Genomic DNA, 14,601 nt, shown 5'->3' on the forward strand with positions numbered 1-14,601 from the left:
TGATACAGTTAGGTTGGCTTTCATGTGTTGGAATGATGTGATACAAAGTGAAGTAGATTTTGAATCGCTTTGTGCCGCCTTGCAGAACACCCATCCAGATTCAATTGAGGACGTCTCCATGTCGACCACCGCCCGCACCGCTGCCCTTGAATTGTTCGCGCATCACCGGGAGACGCTTGATCGCGCGGTCCAGGCGATAGCCGAGCGGGGTTATTGGTCGCCCTATCTGGAAAGCCTGAAGCAATACCCGGAAGAGTCGGTCAAAGGCGCCCAGTCGGCCTTCGAATCTCAACTCAATCGCCATTTCTCGCTGGTTGGGCCCCAGTCGGTGGGACGTGCAGGTTCTGAGCGCTCGCCTTACGGTTTCGATCTGGGAGTGACCTATGACCGATACGATGCAGATGCTCTGCTGGGGCGTATGCAGCAGGCGCTGCCCGCCTGGCGTGATGCCGGCCCTGCGGCGCGGGTGGGCACTTGCCTGGAAATCCTGCAGCGGCTCAATGCCTTGAGCCCGACCCTGGCCCATGCCGTCATGCATACCAGCGGGCAGGCCTACATGATGGCTTTCCAAGCGGGTGGACCTCACGCCCAGGACCGCGGTCTGGAGGCGCTGGCCTACGCCTGGCGTGCCATGTCGGAAGTGCCGGAGGCGGCGTGCTGGATCAAGCCCCAAGGCAAACAGGAACCATTGGTGCTCGACAAGCGCTGGCACATTGTGCCGCGCGGCCTGTCCCTGGTGATTGCCTGTTCCACCTTCCCGACCTGGAATACCTATCCGGGCCTGTTCGCCAGCCTGGCCACCGGCAACCCCGTACTGGTCAAGGCGCATCCAGGCGCGATACTGCCGGTGGCCATGAGCGTCAAGGTCGCCCAGGACGTGCTGGGCGAGCTGGGCTTCGATCCGGCGCTGGTGAGTCTGGTGGTAGACACCCCCGACGCCCCGGTGAGCCAGCACCTGGCTCTGGATCCAAGGGTCAGGCTGGTGGACTTCACCGGCTCCAACGCCTTCGGCAACTGGCTGGAGGCCAACGCCACCCAGGCCCAGGTGTTCACCGAGAAGGCTGGGATCAATACCGTGATCATCGACAGCGTGCGCGACGTCAAGGCCGTGGCGCGCAACCTGGCTTTCTCCCTCAGTCTCTATTCCGGGCAGATGTGCACCACGACCCAGGTCATCTACGTGCCGCGTGGCGGTATCCGCAATGGGGAGGAGTACCTGAGTTTCGAGGAGGTGGGCCAGACCCTGGCTGGCGCCGTTCGCAGCTTCCTTGCCGACAACGAGCGCGCCTGCGCGGTGATCGGCGCCATCCAGTCCGAGGCCACGGCCCAGCGCATCCAGGCTTGCCGTGAGTTGGGCGAAGTGCTGCTGGACAGCGAAGCGCGCGAGCATCCGCAGTTCCCCGGTGCGCGCATCCATACGCCGCTGCTGCTGAAAGTGGATGCGGCCGACCGCGCGGCCTATGCCGAGGAGCGCTTCGGCCCCATCGCATTCGTCATCGCCACCGACGACACGGAGCACAGCCTGCGCCTGGCTGCCGAGGTGATCGGCGAGAAGGGGGCTCTGACGCTTGGCATCTACTCCACGGACGAAGCCGTGCTGGACCGCGCCGAGCAGTTGTCGATGGAGGTGGCGGTTGCACTGTCGGTGAACTTCGATGGCGGTATCTTCGTCAACCAGTCCGCCGCGTTCAGCGACTTCCATGCCAGCGGCGGTAATGCCGCGGCCAATGCCTCGATCACCGATGGTGCCTTTGTCGCGCGTCGGTTCGTCACGGTGCAAAGCCGCCGACATGCGGTCCCATAACAAGAAGGAGCACTGAATGACCTGCTATAGCCTTGACGGCCTGACTCCCGTGGTCGATCCGACCGCCTACGTACACCCCTCCGCCGTGCTGATCGGCGACGTGATCATCGGCCCGGGTTGCTATGTTGGCCCGTTGGCCAGCCTGCGGGGTGACTTCGGCAGGATCATCCTGGAGGAGGGCGCCAACATCCAGGACACCTGCGTGATGCATGGCTTCCCTGACAGCGATACGGTGGTCGAGCGCAATGGCCATATCGGGCATGGCGCTGTCCTGCACGGCTGCCGTATCGGCGCGGACGTGCTGGTGGGCATGAATGCGGTGGTCATGGACGGCGCCCGGATCGGTGCGCGCTCCTTCGTTTCCGCTGCCGCCTTCGTCAAGGCCGGGTTCAGTTGCCCCGAGCAGTCCCTGGTGATGGGCGCTCCGGCCGTCATCAAACGCTCGCTCAGCGATGAAGAGGTGGCCTGGAAGCTGGCCGGTACCCGCGAGTACCAGATTCTCGCCCAGCGCTGCCTGCAGAACATGGTGGCGTGTGAGCCCCTGGCAGAAGTCGAGGCGCGGCGTCCGCGCATCGCCGATCGTGGTCTGCGTCCAAAGGGGAGCGGGCCACAATGAGGGCGGTCTTCGCACAGTGGGCACGCAACCTGATGGTCATGCCATCGAGCCTGCGGGTATATTCGGCTCTTTTCCCGCATCCAGAATGTTCATGACCACGCTTGCGCCCTTGGATCACCTCGTCTCTCGCTTTCAGGAGCAGACACCTATCCGTGCCAGTTCGCTGATCATCACCCTCTACGGCGATGCCATCGAACCGCATGGTGGCACTGTCTGGCTGGGCAGCCTGATCCAGCTGCTGGAGCCGATGGGCATCAATGAACGGCTGATCCGCACTTCCATCTTCCGCCTGACCAAGGAAGGTTGGCTTAGCGCGGAGAAAGTGGGCCGACGCAGCTACTACAGCCTGACCGGCGCAGGCCGGCGTCGGTTCGAAAAGGCGTTCAAGCGGGTGTACAGCTCCAGCGTGCCGTCCTGGGATGGTGCCTGGTGCCTGGTGATGCTGTCGCAGCTGCCGCAGGACAAGCGCAAGCAGGTGCGTGAAGAGCTGGAATGGCAAGGTTTTGGTGCAATTTCCCCGACCGTGCTGGCCAATCCGCGCTGCGATCGGGTGGATGTTGCCGCGACCCTGCAGGAACTCGACGCCCTTGAGGACAGCATCATTTTCGACACCCGTCCCCAGGACGTGCTGGCTTCCAAGGCACTGCGCATGCAGGTGCGAGAGAGCTGGAATATCGATGAGCTGGGCACCCACTACAGCGAGTTCATCCAGTTGTTCCGCCCGTTATGGCAAGGGCTGCGCGAGCAGGAGCAGCTGCAGCCGGCGGACTGCTTCCTGGCTCGAACCTTGCTGATCCACGAATACCGCAAGCTCCTGCTGCGTGACCCCCAACTACCCGACGAGCTCCTGCCGGGCGATTGGGAAGGCCGCGCCGCCCGCCAGTTGTGCCGCAACATCTACCGGCTGATCTACGCGAAGGCCGAAGAGTGGTTGAATGCTGCATTGGAAACTGCGGACGGGCCACTGCCTGATGCTGGCGAGAGCTTCTATCAGCGTTTCGGTGGATTGAGGTAAGGCGCGCCTGCTGGATGGTGCGCAGATTGCGGTAGGGAAAGACCCGGCCTGTTGCTGCGCCCGGCCGGATAACGATAAGAACAGACGCTTGCATGAGGCTTAGAAAGCCATGACCACTGCACATGCACAGAAGGCAGACCGCTTCGATGAGTGGCTGCAAGGCATCAACCAGGTTTGCGGTCGCTTCGGCGCCAAGGTCCTGGGATCTGACTTCTCCGGCTCGATCCGCGAACACAAGGCCGGCGCCATCAAGCTGAGCGTTGTCGACGTGACCCAGGCGAAGCTGTTCCGCACCGAGCGGGAGGTGGCGCAAAGCGATGGTCAGCACTTTTACCTGGCCTTGCAGCTGGAAGGACACGCAGGCATGGAGCAGGGCGGCAACGGCATCGTGCTGGCGCCCGGCGACATCACGCTGATCGACTCCACGCTGCCCAGCAACTTCGTCTACAGCGACAATTCCCGCCAATTGTCCTTGATCCTCCCTCGTGACCTGGTGGAAAAAAGCCTGCGCTTCGCGGTCGCTCGTTGCGGTCAGCGTATCCCCGCATCCTCGCCGGTCGCGATCCTGGCCAACCGCTTGATCCTGGAGTCCACCCACCAGCAGTACCTCAGCCTGCCGGAGAGCGAAGCGATGTTGGAGGCAGTGGTCAGTCTGCTGCGTCCGGCCATCAGCAGTAGCGAGGCCGAGCTGGACGTGCATGAGCGCCTGTTTCGCAAGACACTGCGCTTTATCGACGAGAACATCCGAGCGGAAGAACTGAGCCCGGAAACCATTGCCCGCGAGGTGGGCGTTTCGGTGCGTGGCCTGTATCGGATGTTCTCGAAGAAGGGCCTGGTGGTCGCCCAGTACATCAAGAACCGGCGCCTGGACTTCTGTGCCGAGAGCCTGCGAAACGGCGGTGGCGAGCAGAAGCTTTCCGCCCTTGGCTACGGTTGGGGCTTCACCGATTCCAGCTACTTCTCGACAGCCTTCAAGGCCCGTTTCGGCGTGTCGCCCAGCGAGTACCGCAAGCGCTACAGCCAGAGTTGAATCCGAGCTGGGGGTGTATCAATCCCACAGGAATCTTTCGCCTAGTCCTTGGCAGCCCTGCCAACACGATTGGCATAGAGAAACAAACCTCCATTGCTCCCGACGTCGACAATCCGTGAAGCATTCGGGCGTGCGCCCCGTCTAGAGAGGATCGAGAATGAGCAAGGTTGAAATCCTGCCGCAGGTGGCGGCATTCCTGGAGCGCCGACACGGTTGCTTCATCGACGGTCAGTGGGTGCTGCCGGAAGGGCCGACCACGCCGGTACTCAACCCTGCCACGGGCAAGGCTATTTCGGCGGTGCCGGATGTGCCGCTGGAGTACCTGGAGCGCGCGGTGCAGTCCGCGCACAAGGCATTCAAGTCGCGGGTGTGGTCGGGGTTGCGACCTGCCGATCGTGAGCGCATCCTGCTGCGCTTCACGGCGCTGGTGGAGGAGCACGCAGAGGAACTGGCTCAGCTGGAAACCCTGAGCCAGGGCAAGTCGATCAACATCTCGCGCATGCTGGATGTCGGCGCCACCGTGGAGTTCATGCGCTACATGTCCGGCTGGGCCACCAAGATTGAAGGCCAGACCCTGGACGTGTCGATTCCGATTCCGCCAGGCTCTCGCTTTACTGCGTTCGCACGTCGTGAGCCGGTGGGCGTGGTGGCGGGTATCGTGCCATGGAACTTCCCCCTGATGATTGCCACCTGGAAGCTGATGCCGGCGCTGGCCTGCGGCTGCACCGTGGTGATCAAGCCGGCCAGCGAAACCCCGCTGACCTGCCTGCGCCTGGCCGAGCTGGCCTTCGAGGCGGGTATTCCGGCCGGTGTGTTCAACGTCATCACTGGTGGTGGCAGCACCGTCGGCAATGCGCTGGCCTCTCATCCGCTGATCAACAAGGTGTCCTTCACCGGCTCCACCGCAGTTGGCAAGAGCGTCGGCGTAGCGTGCATGGAGAACATGACCCGCTTCGCCCTGGAGCTGGGTGGCAAGAACCCGATGATCCTGTTGGAGGATGCCGACGTCGAGAAGGCGATCCAGGGCGCGTTGCTCGGCGGCCTGCTCAACCAGGGCCAAGTGTGTGCTGCGGCGTCGCGCTTCTACGTACACCAGTCGCGCTATGGTGAATTCGTCGAGGGCTTGGCCGCCGCGGTCAAGGACTTGTCGATCGGTCCGGGTATGGACCAGGAGGCCGCCATCAACCCGCTGGTGTCGCGCAAGCAGCAACTGGGCGTGCTCAAGCACATCGAGGTTGCCCGCCAGGAAGGGGCGCGCGTTGTGGCGGGCGGGCAGCCTATCGAGGGAGATGGCTTCTTCGTCCAGCCGACGGTGCTGGCCGACGTCAACCATTCGATGGCGGTGGCCCGTGAAGAAGTGTTCGGCCCGGTGCTGTCGGTGATCCCGTTCACCGATGAAGATGCCATGATTGAGCTGGCCAACGACAGCCCTTATGGCTTGGCGGCCAGCCTCTGGACCAACGACCTGGGCAAGGCGATGAACCTGGTGCCGCGCATCGAAGCCGGCACCGTCTGGGTCAACGCCCATGTGCTGCTGGACCCCAACATGCCCTTTGGTGGGGTCAAGCAGTCGGGGATGGGCCGTGAGTTCGGCCGTGCAGTGATCGAGGCGTATACCGAGCTGAAGTCTGTCTGCATCGCCCACTAAGCAAAACCCTCGATTTCCGGCAGGCGTCTTGCGTCTGCCGGTTTTTTTTGGGGGGGCCTGTGGGGCACATTTGCTGCGGGTGCGATTTCACTTGCGAACGGTCGCTACCCCCGAACTGACTGGCAGTCCTGCAGCCTGCTGCTCGCGAATGAATTCGCGCTCACAAGAAGCAGCACGTCAGGTAGCACTGCACTGCTCAGGTGCACGGAAAGGTTGCAGGTTCCACGGCTGGGCTAAGCTTTCGGCAGTTCCCGGACAGTAAGGACTGCCCCGATGAGCGAGCCTCTTCTCAGCTTCGATGCACTCAAGCAAGCCGTTGCCGACGGCGAGATCGACACCGTGCTGGCGTGCATGGTGGACATGCAGGGGCGGCTGGTCGGCAAGCGCTTCCAGGCGGAGTTCTTCATCGACAGCGCCTTTGAAGAAACCCATTGTTGCAACTACCTGCTGGCCGACGATATCGACATGGAGCCAGTGCCAGGGTATGCCGCTGCCAGCTGGAGCCAGGGCTACGGCGACTTCGTGTTGAAACCGGACATGAGCACGCTACGCCGCGTGCCTTGGCTGGAATGCACGGCACTGGTGCTTTGCGATGTGCTCGACCACCAACACCGTGACCTGCCTCACAGTCCCCGGGCCATTCTCAAGAAGCAGGTGGCACGCCTCACCGAGCGTGGCTATGCCGGCATGTTCGCTTCCGAGTTGGAGTTCTACCTGTTCGATGAGAGCTACGGCGCAATCCACAAGCGCAATTACCAGAACCCGAAGACCGCTTCGCACTATATCGAGGACTACAGCATCCTACAGACCACCCGTGAGGAGCCGGTAGTGCGAGCGATCCGCAAGCACTTGCAGGCCTGCGGCGTGCCGGTGGAGAACTCCAAGGGTGAATGGGGGCCGGGGCAGGAAGAGATCAACGTTCGCTACAGCGATACGCTGACCATGGCCGACCGCCACGTCATCATCAAGCACGCGTGCAAGGAGATCGCCTACCAACAGGGCAAGTCGATCACCTTCATGGCCAAGTGGCGCTACGACCTGGCCGGCTCCAGCGGCCACATTCACAGTTCGCTGTGGGACCTGGCCAACGGAGGGCCGCTGTTCCTCGACCCGGCAGCCGAATTCGGCATGTCGAAGCTGATGCGTGGCTGGGTCGGCGGCTTGCTCAAGTATGCCAATGACATCACCTATTTCCTGGCGCCCTACATCAACTCCTACAAGCGTTTCCAGGCGGGAACCTTCGCACCGACGCGTGCGGTGTGGAGCCGCGACAACCGCACGGCTGGGTTCCGCCTGTGCGGCGAGGGCAGCAAGGCGGTGCGTATCGAGTGCCGGGTGGGTGGTGCTGACCTGAATCCATACCTGGCTTTTGCGGCGCTGATCGCTGCGGGCCTGGCCGGGATCGACGAGCAACTGGATCCGGGGGCTCCATTTGGCGGGGATGCCTACCTCGGCGAACAGCTGCCGGAGGTTCCCAAGACGCTGCGGGATGCGACCAACGCACTGAAAGCTTCAGCCATGCTCGGCCAGGCGTTCGGTGAGGAGGTAATTCAGCATTACGTGCATACCGCCGAATGGGAGCAGCGGGAATACGACCGCCGCATCACCGATTGGGAACTGCAGCGGGGGTTTGAAAGGTACTGACGTGCCCCGACCGAGTCGGGCCGGTATTCAGAAGATCCGGCCCAGGTTCAGGTACAGGGCTCGTTCCGCCTCATCGTTCAACCCATAGCTGAAATCCAGCGGGCCAAGCGGCGTATCGAAACTGATGAAGACGCTGCCGGCGTTGATGTAGCCGCTGTCGAAACTGTTGTCGTTGTTCCAGACGCGGCCTCGCTCCAGGCTGGCGCCGAGGTAAAGCGGGAAGTCCAATGGCAGGAAGGAGCGCTTGGTCATTCGGCGGTAATAGACCATCCGGCCGAGGCTGACGTTCTGCCCGGACACCGAGTCCTGGCGGAAGCCGGACAGTTGGCGGGCACCGCCGAGCAGGAAGCTGGAGGTCACGACCTCGGCATCGTCCAGGGTGCGGCCGTAGCGGCCCCCTAGAACGAAGGTGTCCGGTCCTTTGCCAAAGGCCTTGTCGAGGATCAGTTCCCATTGCCGGTAGCGCTCGTCCGAGCCCAGTTGCGGGTCGTATTGGCGCAGGCTGAGCCCGATGGCTTCGCCCTGGTGCGGGTAGTCGACGTTGTCCAGGGTGTCGAAGGAGTACTTCAACTCGTAGTAGCCCTCGGTGAAGCTGAAGCTTGGCAGGTCTTGGTCGCCGACGCGCACATCGGCTTCGCCCCAGGCCTGGCCGACGCCGAAGCGGATTTCGCCGTTGTTGGCGATCTGTCGACCGAGGTTGAGGCCGAGGCCGTAGCGTTCCAGCCGATATTCGGCGATGGGGTCGTTGTCGAGAATTGCCTCGACATTCTGTGCCTCGCCGAACAGGTAGGGGGCGACGAAGTAGCGCGAGCCGGCATCCAGCGGTTGGTAAAACTCGCTGTAGAGCTCCTGATGATCACCGAGTTGCACGCGACTCAACCATTCGGCGCCCAGTTCGTTGATGCCATTCTTGCGATAGCTGGCGCCCAGGTTGTATGCGCTGTCGCCACGCATGTCGTCGGACAGGTTGAGCCCCAGCCGCAGGTAGTCGGTGCCGGCGCGCTTGCCACGGGCATTGATCACCAGCGCATTGCCGTCCGGGCGGCGGACCACGCGGTAGTGCACCTGCTCGAAGTAGTCGAGACCGTACAAGGTACTCATGTCCGACTGCAGGCGTTCCAGGTCCAGCGGCTGCCCGAGGGGTTGGCGGATGTACCGGCGGATCACTGCATCGCTGATCTTCGAGTCGTTCTCCACCTTGATGCTGCTGATGACCGGTGTGCGTTCGCTCGGCAGGCGGGCGCTGTCCAGCGGGCGAGCCTGGCTGCTATCAGGCGAGCGAAGGATGGCCAGGCGGCTGTCGAGGATGGCGGTGGCGCGGTAGCCGGCATCGATCATCTCCTTCGCCTTTCCGAAGTCCGTCGATCCATATCCAGCCAGGGGTGGCTGGATCAGGACGTCCGCCGGCTTGAGGGTGGCGAGCTGGGCCTCCGAGTTGGTGCGGGTCATCAGGGTGATGGACTGGTTGAGCACGTCCACCACCGTACCCAGCTCCTTGCGCGGCCGCAGCGGGTTGCCGATATCGACCACAATGACCAGGTCGACCCCCATGCTTCGCGCCACGTCCACGGGGATGTTGTCGACCATGCCGCCATCTACAAGGAGCCGGCCGTCCACTTCCACTGGGGCGAACACTGCTGGGATCGACATGCTGGCGCGGATCGCCCGGGGCAGGTGGCCGCGTTGGAACACGACCTTGTCGCCGGTGGCGATATCGGTGGCAACGGCGCGGAAGGGAATGGCCAGGCGATCGAAATCCCGCGTGTCGTTGGTGTGGACCAGCAGGCTCTCCAGCAACAAGGCGAGGTTCTGGCCCTGGATCACACCGAGCGGCAGGCCGAGGCTACCGTCATCGCGGAAACTCAGGCGCTGCTTGACCAGGAAGTCGCGGTCGTCCTGCTTGCGGCGGAACGGGACGTCCCGGCGCGGCGGGGCGTCGGAAAGGGCCAATTGCCAGTCCAGGTGGGTGGCCAGCTGTTCCAGCTCATCGACCCGGTAGCCCGCTGCATACAGTCCTCCGATCACCGCGCCCATGCTGGTGCCGGCGATGGCGTCGACGCGAATGCCTTGTTCCTCCAGGGCCTTGAGCACGCCGATATGAGCGAGGCCACGTGCCGCGCCACCGGACAACACCAGACCAATCTTCGGGGGCGTGGCCTGGGCAAGGCAGAGGAGGGGAAACAGCAGCAGGATAAACAGCAGACGGCGCATAACGCATCCCTGGTCAGGCGGAGTGTAGGCGGGAGTGAGCGGCGGCCGATTGCGGTTGCCAGTGGCGTTCTCAATGGCCTGCCGAAGCTCGCTATTATAGGGACCTCATGATCGAGCGAGCCCTGCCATGTCGACGTCCAAGCCCGAAATTGTCATTACCTATTGCACCCAGTGCCAATGGTTGCTGCGTGCTGCGTGGCTCGCACAGGAGTTGCTCAGCACTTTTGCCGACGACCTCGGCCGGGTCTGCCTGGAGCCGGGGACCGGCGGAATATTCCGCATCACTTGCGACGGCGTGGAGATCTGGGAGCGCAAGGCCGATGGTGGTTTCCCAGAGGCCAAGGTTCTCAAGCAGCGGGTTCGCGACCAGATCGACCCAGCGCGTGATCTCGGGCATAACGACCGAAGCTGATTCGCACTGTCTCAGAGCTCTGCAGGCTTTGGATGGTTTCCGGTTTTCAGGGGCCGTTCCCCTCACCCCAATCCCTCTCCGCGACGAGGAGATGGATGGGGAGCTGCTCCGAGCCGGGCTAGCTCCTGGGGGATGAGGGTGTTGCTCAGGCCGTAGCAGGCTTTGGTTCTGCGGCAGCCCCTTTCCTTGCTGAAAGTGCAATGGCGAAGATGATCAGCACGCCGCCCGCCAGCATGCGCAAGCTCGGCTGCTCGTCGAACAACCACCAGGCGAAGGCGATCCCGTAGACCGGTTCCAGGGCGAAGATGACCGCCGTGGTCCGCGCCTTGAGAACCTTCAGGCTCGCCACGAACAGGCTGTGGGCGAGCCCCGTGCAGAAGACCCCGAGCAAGCCGATCCAGAGCCAGTCGATGAGCCTGACGTCGGCCAGCAGCGGCCAGCTGAAGGGAGCCAGGCAGAAGACAATGGTCAGGTTCTGGCAAAGGGCCGCCTTCACTGGGTCCAACCCTTTTACGCTGATCCGGTTAAGCAGCGACAGCAGCGAGAACAGCAGCCCCGAAAGGACAGCGGAGAGCAGCCCCTGGGTCGCTTCGCTGGCCCAGTCGAAGCTGGGCGTCACCAGCACCAGGCCGAGGGACACCAGGCCCACGATGATGATTTCCTGGAGTCGGATGCGCTCGTGGAACAAGAGGCCTTCGAGCAGCAGGGTGAAGGCGGGGAAGCTGGCGAAACCCAATGTGGCAATAGCTACCCCGGCGACCTGTACGGCATGGAAGAAGGTGATCCAGTGGGCACCTAGCAGCACCCCGCCCAGGCCCAGCAGAGCCAGCTGCCGCAGGTTCGGACCAGCGCCCCGGTTGCCCGCGATCAGCTTCGCAAACAGGGCCAGGGCGATGACCGCGAAAACCCCACGACCGAAGGTGGTGACCATCGGCGCGGTGGCGGCAAGTTTGCCGAAAATGCCGGAAAGCCCGAACAGCAGGGCGCCCAGGTGGATGGCCAGCAGCGCATTGCGCTCTTTCATGCCAGGCGGGCTCCATTGGGCAGGGGCATGTCGAAACTGGCCAGGACGACCTTGCCCTCGACGTCATGGACGCCTGTCACCAGCACCTCCGAGCGGATGCCGGCAATCCGCTTGGGCGCAAAATTGCACACACAAAGCACTTGCCGACCGACTAGCACCTCTGCGGCGTAATGGGCAGTGATCTGGGCGCTGGAGGTTTTGACCCCGAGTTCGCCAAGGTCTACTTCCAGCACATAGGCGGGCTTGATTGCCTTGGGATTGGGGCCAGCGGAAAGGATGGTGCCGACACGCAGTTCGACACGTTGGAAATCATCCCATTCAATGGTCGACATGAGGTTCTCCCTGTTCACGATCGACGCAGTCTAGAGCGGGCCGTGACCTTTGTCTGTCGCCAGGCTCGCGAGCTTTGTCGCGTTACTCGCGGGAACTGCGCAGGGTTCGCGGCGTTACGCCGAACTCGCGGGAAAGAGCGGCGGTAAAGGCGCTTTGCGAGCTGTAGCCAACGCGGGCGGCGATTTCTCCCACCGTCAGGTGGCTCTCCAACAGCAATTGCCGCCCCAGGCGCAAGCGTCGGGAGCGCACGTAGTCCATGGGTGTCTGGCCGATTTCGGCCAGAAAGCGGGCGTGGAACCACGCGACCGAGAGCTCGCACAGGCGCGCCAGATCGGCGACTTGCAGGGGGTGAGCGGCGTGCTGGTCGATATGGGCGTCGAGCGCAGCCAGCGGCAGGGCCGTGTCGATTGCCTGCTGCGCGGGAGCGACCAGACTGGCCAGCAGCAGTCCAGCGGACTGGGTGGCGATGACGTCGTCGGTCAGCGGGCTGGCGGCGATCCAGCTCACCAGTTGGCTCTGTGCCGGGTTGAGCGACAGCGCACCGGGCTCTTCCAGCAGGCGGCGGCCTGAGTCGAAGTGGCGCCCAAGGGTCTGCCTGAGCCAGTTTTCGTCCGGCACGTCTACCACCAGACAAAGGCTGCCATTGGGACTGCCGCAGGCGTGTTGCGCGTCGGGCGGGACCACGGCCAGTGTCTGCCGCTCGACGCGCGCGCCCAGGCCATCCACTTCGAACTCCAGGCAGCCGGTTAGCCCGAACACCAACTGGGCGTGGTGGTGGCTGTGGACGAGCAGGTCGTGGGTGTACTGGCGCAGGGACAGGATCGAGCTCATGGCGGCTTCCTCGATGTAGGTCGCCAGTTTACCTGTTGTCGGTGCGTTTGCCCTGTCATCGGTCTGCAATCAGCTGGTCATCTGCATTTCACCCCTAGCACGCACCATCGAAAAAACTCCGCAGGAGGCCGCTCATGAGCAGTGTCGAACGCCTGGACCCGAACAACAAAGGCAAAGCCCGCAAACAGCGCGTGCGAACCCTGTGGATCTCTGATGTCCACCTGGGAACCCGTGATTGCCAGGCCGAGCACCTGTCCCAGTTCCTCAAACACTTCCACGCCGATCGCGTCTACCTGGTCGGCGACATCATCGACGGCTGGAAGCTCAGGGGCGGCATCTACTGGCCGCAGGCGCATACCAATGTGATCCGCCGGCTGTTGACCATGAGCAAGCGCGGGACCGAGGTCATCTACGTCACCGGTAACCACGACGAGTTCCTGCGCCGCTATTCGGCCCTGATGCTGGGCAATATCCAGCTGGTGGATGAGGCGATCCACGAAACGGCCGACGGCCGTAAGCTGCTGGTGATCCATGGCGACCAGTTCGACGTGATCACCCGCTATCACAAGTGGCTGGCCTTCCTGGGCGACTCGGCCTACGAGTTAACCCTGACCCTCAACCGCTGGTTGAATCACTGGCGCGGGCATTGGGGGTACGGCTACTGGTCGCTGTCGGCCTACCTGAAGCACAAGGTGAAGAGCGCGGTGAACTTCATCAGTGACTTTGAGGAGGCTATCGCCCATGAATGCGTGAAACGGGGTCTGGATGGGGTCGTCTGCGGGCACATCCACCATGCCGAGATTCGCAAGGTGGGTGCCGTGGATTACCTGAACTGTGGCGATTGGGTGGAGTCTTGCACGGCGCTCATCGAGCACTGGGATGGCACCATCGAGCTCTATCGATTGGCCGATGACCAGGCCCGACAGATGGAAGCACGCGCAGCCGAGCTTATCGAGCCGGCGGCATGAGGATTCTGATCGTCACCGATGCGTGGGCACCGCAAGTCAATGGCGTAGTCACCAGCCTGCAGGCGCTGACGGCCGAGCTGAAGGCGCTGGGCCACGAAGTCTTGCTGCTGACGCCGCAGGCGTTTCGCTGTCTTCCCTGCCCGTGCTACCCGGAAATCCCCCTGGCCTGGGACCTCTGGCGCGTCAGCCCGATGATCCGTGCGTTCCAGCCGGACTGCGTTCACCTGGCCACCGAAGGCCCCCTCGGCTGGGCGGCGCGATACTGGCTGGCGAAGCGCGGCATGGCATTCTCCAGTGCCATCCATACGCGCTTTCCAGAGTACGTGAATGGCCGTTGGCCGTGGGTGCCGCTCCGCTGGGGGTATGCCTTCCTTCGGGCGTTCCACCGTCCGAGCCAGGCGGTGCTGGTCACCACCGAGCGGATGCGCGATGCCTTCTCGTCGCATGGATTCACCCACCTCATGCTGTGGCGCAAGGGCGTAGATACCGACTTGTTTCATCCGCGTCGCGAGCTATCCAGGCCGCCTGTGGCGGTGTTTCTTTATGTGGGGCGCTTGGCTGCGGAGAAGAACGTCGCGGCATTCCTGGACCTGGACTTGCCGGGTGAGAAGTGGGTGGTTGGCGACGGCCCGCTGCGTGGAGAGTTGGAGCGCCGCTATCCCGGGGCCCGATTCCTCGGTTACCGAAAAGGCGACACTCTGGCGCAGTGCTACGCCCAAGCCAGCGTGCTGGTGTTTCCTTCGCTGACCGATACCTACGGGCTGGTGATGCTGGAGGCGCTGGCTTGTGGGACTCCGGTGGCCGCGTTCCCGGTGACGGGGCCGTTGGATGTGCTGGTAGAGGGCATCACCGGCTGCCTGGATGCCGATCTGAAGCATGCCTGTCTGGCTGCACTGGAGCTGGATCGTGGACGCTGCGCCGAAGAGGCTGGGCGCCTGTCCTGGCGAGCGTCAGCACTGGAATTCCTGGCCCGACAGCCCTTGCTGGATGGGGCGCCTTGCAACGAGGTGGCTCCCGCCACGCCTTAGTCTGTAGGGGCGAATGAATTCGCCCCTACAAATCAGT

Annotated in this window: 13 protein-coding genes; 9 read left to right on the top strand and 4 right to left on the bottom strand. The window is 63.2% G+C overall.

The genetic code is table 11. The annotated features are described in order from the left end of the window. Positions 1-118 precede the first annotated feature (118 nt). From paaN to OXH74_RS18990, 6 genes are all read left to right on the top strand, one after another. Complete coding sequence (gene paaN / locus OXH74_RS18965) at positions 119-1,804, top strand: phenylacetic acid degradation protein PaaN (protein WP_375738344.1); 1,686 nt, start codon at positions 119-121, stop codon at positions 1,802-1,804. Positions 1,805-1,820: 16 nt separating this feature from the next. Then, the gene (gene paaY, locus OXH74_RS18970; RefSeq protein WP_375738345.1) at positions 1,821-2,420 is read left to right on the top strand and encodes a phenylacetic acid degradation protein PaaY; all 600 of its coding nucleotides are present in this window, start codon (positions 1,821-1,823) and stop codon (positions 2,418-2,420) included. Positions 2,421-2,511: 91 nt separating this feature from the next. Beyond that, positions 2,512-3,435, top strand: coding sequence for a phenylacetic acid degradation operon negative regulatory protein PaaX (gene paaX / locus OXH74_RS18975; RefSeq protein ID WP_375738346.1), 924 nt, complete (start codon positions 2,512-2,514; stop codon positions 3,433-3,435). A 109-nt stretch (positions 3,436-3,544) separates the two neighbouring features. Next, positions 3,545-4,465 (top strand): transcriptional regulator FeaR, encoded by a 921-nt coding sequence (gene feaR / locus OXH74_RS18980; RefSeq protein ID WP_375738347.1) that lies wholly within the window; start codon positions 3,545-3,547, stop codon positions 4,463-4,465. Positions 4,466-4,622: 157 nt separating this feature from the next. Further along, positions 4,623-6,113, top strand: a complete 1,491-nt coding sequence (locus OXH74_RS18985; protein ID WP_375738348.1) for an aldehyde dehydrogenase family protein — start codon at positions 4,623-4,625, stop codon at positions 6,111-6,113. Between the two features lie 273 nt (positions 6,114-6,386). Next, entirely contained in the window at positions 6,387-7,757 is a 1,371-nt protein-coding gene (locus tag OXH74_RS18990; RefSeq protein ID WP_215369987.1) for a glutamine synthetase family protein, read from the top strand. Between the two features lie 27 nt (positions 7,758-7,784). Here the strand turns inward: OXH74_RS18990 and OXH74_RS18995 are convergent, their stop codons facing one another. After that, entirely contained in the window at positions 7,785-9,968 is a 2,184-nt protein-coding gene (locus OXH74_RS18995) for a patatin-like phospholipase family protein (protein WP_375738349.1), read from the bottom strand. A 127-nt stretch (positions 9,969-10,095) separates the two neighbouring features. Between OXH74_RS18995 and OXH74_RS19000 the strand changes: the two genes are divergently transcribed. Further along, on the top strand, positions 10,096-10,380 hold the full coding sequence (locus OXH74_RS19000) for a SelT/SelW/SelH family protein (RefSeq protein ID WP_375738350.1): 285 nt from the start codon (positions 10,096-10,098) through the stop codon (positions 10,378-10,380). A gap of 145 nt (positions 10,381-10,525) precedes the next feature. On the opposite strand, the gene OXH74_RS19005 is transcribed toward OXH74_RS19000, so the two are convergent. The 3 genes from OXH74_RS19005 to OXH74_RS19015 all read right to left on the bottom strand — a co-directional run bounded on the left by OXH74_RS19005 (position 10,526) and on the right by OXH74_RS19015 (position 12,568). After that, on the bottom strand, positions 10,526-11,404 hold the full coding sequence (locus tag OXH74_RS19005) for a DMT family transporter (protein ID WP_375738351.1): 879 nt from the start codon (positions 11,402-11,404) through the stop codon (positions 10,526-10,528). Further along, positions 11,401-11,736, bottom strand: a complete 336-nt coding sequence (locus OXH74_RS19010; RefSeq protein WP_375738352.1) for a tRNA-binding protein — start codon at positions 11,734-11,736, stop codon at positions 11,401-11,403. Before OXH74_RS19010 ends, OXH74_RS19005 begins: the two co-directional genes overlap by 4 nt. Positions 11,737-11,818: 82 nt before the next feature. Further along, positions 11,819-12,568 carry an AraC family transcriptional regulator gene (locus OXH74_RS19015; protein ID WP_375738353.1) on the bottom strand — a complete coding sequence of 250 codons (750 nt, stop codon included), beginning with the start codon at positions 12,566-12,568 and terminating at the stop codon, positions 11,819-11,821. A 134-nt stretch (positions 12,569-12,702) separates the two neighbouring features. Between OXH74_RS19015 and OXH74_RS19020 the strand changes: the two genes are divergently transcribed. Continuing rightward, positions 12,703-13,536 carry a UDP-2,3-diacylglucosamine diphosphatase gene (locus tag OXH74_RS19020; protein WP_375738354.1) on the top strand — a complete coding sequence of 278 codons (834 nt, stop codon included), beginning with the start codon at positions 12,703-12,705 and terminating at the stop codon, positions 13,534-13,536. Continuing rightward, positions 13,533-14,564 (top strand): glycosyltransferase family 4 protein, encoded by a 1,032-nt coding sequence (locus tag OXH74_RS19025; protein ID WP_375738355.1) that lies wholly within the window; start codon positions 13,533-13,535, stop codon positions 14,562-14,564. Before OXH74_RS19020 ends, OXH74_RS19025 begins: the two co-directional genes overlap by 4 nt. Positions 14,565-14,601 lie beyond the last annotated feature (37 nt).

It is taken from the genome of Metapseudomonas boanensis, from assembly GCF_042232855.1.
Taxonomy (GTDB): Bacteria; Pseudomonadota; Gammaproteobacteria; order Pseudomonadales; family Pseudomonadaceae; genus Metapseudomonas; species Metapseudomonas boanensis.

Coding starts and splice junctions, on each gene's coding strand:
- paaN (WP_375738344.1), top strand. CDS start 119: ATGTCGACCACCGCCCGCACCGCTGCCCTTGAATTGTTCGCGCATCAC.
- paaY (WP_375738345.1), top strand. CDS start 1,821: ATGACCTGCTATAGCCTTGACGGCCTGACTCCCGTGGTCGATCCGACC.
- paaX (WP_375738346.1), top strand. CDS start 2,512: ATGACCACGCTTGCGCCCTTGGATCACCTCGTCTCTCGCTTTCAGGAG.
- feaR (WP_375738347.1), top strand. CDS start 3,545: ATGACCACTGCACATGCACAGAAGGCAGACCGCTTCGATGAGTGGCTG.
- OXH74_RS18985 (WP_375738348.1), top strand. CDS start 4,623: ATGAGCAAGGTTGAAATCCTGCCGCAGGTGGCGGCATTCCTGGAGCGC.
- OXH74_RS18990 (WP_215369987.1), top strand. CDS start 6,387: ATGAGCGAGCCTCTTCTCAGCTTCGATGCACTCAAGCAAGCCGTTGCC.
- OXH74_RS18995 (WP_375738349.1), bottom strand. CDS start 9,968: ATGCGCCGTCTGCTGTTTATCCTGCTGCTGTTTCCCCTCCTCTGCCTT.
- OXH74_RS19000 (WP_375738350.1), top strand. CDS start 10,096: ATGTCGACGTCCAAGCCCGAAATTGTCATTACCTATTGCACCCAGTGC.
- OXH74_RS19005 (WP_375738351.1), bottom strand. CDS start 11,404: ATGAAAGAGCGCAATGCGCTGCTGGCCATCCACCTGGGCGCCCTGCTG.
- OXH74_RS19010 (WP_375738352.1), bottom strand. CDS start 11,736: ATGTCGACCATTGAATGGGATGATTTCCAACGTGTCGAACTGCGTGTC.
- OXH74_RS19015 (WP_375738353.1), bottom strand. CDS start 12,568: ATGAGCTCGATCCTGTCCCTGCGCCAGTACACCCACGACCTGCTCGTC.
- OXH74_RS19020 (WP_375738354.1), top strand. CDS start 12,703: ATGAGCAGTGTCGAACGCCTGGACCCGAACAACAAAGGCAAAGCCCGC.
- OXH74_RS19025 (WP_375738355.1), top strand. CDS start 13,533: ATGAGGATTCTGATCGTCACCGATGCGTGGGCACCGCAAGTCAATGGC.